The following is a 2,981-nucleotide window of genomic DNA, read 5'->3' as shown; positions in this document are numbered from 1 at the left end:
TCATGTCCATGTCCTTCAGGTGGTCGCGCTCCTCGAAGTCCTGAATCGCGTAGTGGAGGTCCTCCTGCGTGAGTTCCGTCCGTTCCTCGGTCAGGGCTTCGAGCACGGCCTCGCGGAGGACCAATCGGAGGTCGCTCCCGGTGAGTCCCTCGGTCATCTCCGCGATTTCGTCGGGGTCGAAGTCGACGATGCGCATCCGCCGGGTGATGACCCGAAGGATGTCCGAGCGCATCTGCTCGTCCGGTTTCGGGAAGTTCAGGATGTCGTCGAAGCGCCGCCACGCCGCCGCGTCGAGTTGGTCGGGGTGGTTGGTCGCGCCGATGAGCAACACGTCGTCCTCGATGAGCGAGATGTTGTCGATGCTCTTGAGGAGGGTGTTGACGGCGCGTTTGATGGCCGCGTGCTCGTCGCTCCGGCGGGTTTTCGCCACGAAGTCGAACTCGTCCATGAAGAGGATACACGGCGAGAGTCGCTTCGCCACCTCGAACACCTTCTCGACGTTTTTGGCCGTCTCGCCGAGGTACTGGCTGGTTATCATCGACAGTTTGACTTCGACGAACGGGAGGTCCAAGTCGTAGCCCAGCGCCCGCGCCGTCGAGGTTTTCGCGGTTCCCGGCGGGCCGACGAAGAGGAGTTTCCCGATTTCGCGCAGCCCGATTTCGGCCAGATACTCGCGGTGCTCGATGGCCTTGACGATTTTGTGGATTTCGGCCTCTTGGTCCTCCGTGAGCACGAGGTCGTCCAGCGTCAGTTCGACCTCCTCGGGCGCGTGGATGTCCACGAGGTCGAGCATGCTCTCGCCGTCCTCGTCGTCCTCCTCGTCGAAGTGTTCTTCGAGCAGGCTGTCTATCCACGCCCGGTCGGACTGGACCGGCCGGTTTGCTTCTCGCACCGCTTCGTAGGACGCGTCCACGCCGTCGCGGTCGGAGAGCGCGTACGCGAGCGTCGGGTTCGCGGCGATTCGCTCCTCGTCGCGGTCCACGAACCACTCTTCCGCCATCTCCTGTTGGGTGAGTTCGATGCTTCCCGAGAACGTATCCCGGTCGGTGAACATCAGTTCGGAGATCGCTTCCCACGGTTGGTCGAGGCCGGTCGCCTCGCGCGCCGTCTCGACAGTCGTCCGAAGCGGTCGCTCTATCGTTCCGTCGTGCCAGAACACCTGCCGAATCTTCGGCGGCAGGTCGTTTTCGTCCAGATTTCGGTTCTCACTGTAGACCCGTGCAGTGAGCAAGAACTCGATTACGTCCAGCGCCCCGCTGTTCATTCTCCCGTGGGTAATCACGGGAGAATCTTAAGGCCGTCGGAGACGTTCCACTCGCTACGCGTTTCGGGAGCCGAAAAGAAGGGCCAACCTACGCGGTCGGGGTGGTATTCGACGGCAGAGAACTGTTCTGGACGTAGATGACGGTCGTGCTGATGTGACACCCGCTGTTGAAGCCGAAGCGCTGGAACTCGTAGCGCGTGTAGCCGGACATGTAACCCTCGATGTCCTGCGCGGTGCTGTCCTGGCTGGTGCAGGTAGAGACGTCCGCGGGAGCGACGACTATCGGCGGTTTGTCGCCGCTGAGGTCCGAGGCGTTCGTCGTGCTCGCAATGTTCGCGTCGGCGGTGTCGAAGTACCACGCGAGCGGGAGACGGGCGAACCATCCACCGCCGCCTTCACCTGCTTCTACCGGATACACGTCGTCGGCGGCCTCGTTCGACGAGTAGAACTTGCTCCCGTAGAACAGCACGTCGGTTCCCTCGTTCTCGCGTGAGATGCGCTGGAGGTCGTGGAGGAGCGGTTTCGCATCCGTCGAGGATGATTGAGCGTACTGGACGAATTGGTTGTCCGGGTCCTGCGGATGCTGATAGGACGTGCTGTAGGCGGTCGTCCCGACGGACCCGACGACGAGCAGGAGGAGAACCGCGGCGGCGGCGAGGCTCACGTCGTCGTGGTCCTCGTACGCTTCCCAGCCCCAGCGGAATATCAGCGCGAGGCCGACCGCGGCCGGGAACGCGAGCGGGACGATTGCGTGAACGGTCGCCCAGCCCGCCTTGATGTCCATCACGAGCGGGTACCCGAGGATGCTGACGACGCCCCAGTAGAAGCCGAGCGAAACGAGGTCGCGCGGGCGGTCGCCGGAGTAGCGGTCGACGATGAAGCCCACGACGGCGAGGATGCAGAGCGCGAGCGCGCCGACTTTCAGCGACGTGAGGAAGTGGTCGAGGTAGGGAAGGTAGGCGTGGTCCGTGTGTCCCTGCCATCCGATGAACTCGTTCGCCACGTCCGTCGTCGCGGCGGTGAACACCTTCGGAATCATCGACGGATTCGAGAAGGATTTCCAGAGTCCCGGTCCGGGTTGGCCCTGGGAGCGCGGCGCGTAGAAGAACACGATGATAGCGAGGGCTTCCAACGCGGCGACGAGTGCGATACCGACCCCTTTGAGAAGCGAGTTGACGACCGACCTGTCCCGCTCGTACAGTCGGAGCGCACCGTTTCGGATTCGCGGCGGAATCGCCGCGCCGACGCCTTCGTTGCCGACGCGTCGAAGAAAGAGACGGTGGTCGTAAAGCAGTACGGCCCCGCCCGCCCAGCACGCCGCATACAGGAGGGCGTTTTCCTTCATCGTGAATCCCAGCGTGAAACACGCGACGGCCGCGAAAACGTACCGAAGGCGACGGGTGTCGAAGTAGCGGACGACGAACCCGAGCGCGAACACCATTACGGCCGCGAGCATCACGTCGTTGCGCATGAACCGCGAGTAGTAGAGGAGAACGGGATTCGCGGCGAAAAAGAAGGCCAGAGCGACCGTCTCGGACGCTCTGAGTCGCTTCCGGAACAGGAGCGCCGCGAGCGGGAAGAGGCCACCGATGAGGGCGACGATGAGGCGCATGGTGAAGTCGTTCGCGCCGAACAGCGAGAACACGACGGAATCCATCTGTAACAAAAACGGACCGTGGATGATGCGCCGATAGTACCAGACACCGTTCTTGGCGAA

At 63.0% G+C, this 2,981-nt stretch carries 2 protein-coding genes; both read right to left on the bottom strand.

Features of this window, described 5'->3' with window-relative positions:
• A partial coding sequence (locus BG842_RS09845; RefSeq protein WP_069450614.1) for an ATP-binding protein occupies positions 1 to 1,264 on the bottom strand: 1,264 nt, incomplete at its 3' end.
• Positions 1,265 to 1,352: 88 nt separating this feature from the next.
• The coding region (locus BG842_RS09840) for a flippase activity-associated protein Agl23 (protein ID WP_069450613.1) at positions 1,353 to 2,981 on the bottom strand (1,629 nt) is incomplete at its 5' end.

The organism is Haladaptatus sp. W1, assembly GCF_001723155.1.
Lineage (GTDB): Archaea > Halobacteriota > Halobacteria > Halobacteriales > Haladaptataceae > Haladaptatus > Haladaptatus paucihalophilus.
The sequence above is the reverse complement of the archived record's forward strand: the minus strand, read 5'-3'. Positions and strand labels throughout refer to the sequence as shown.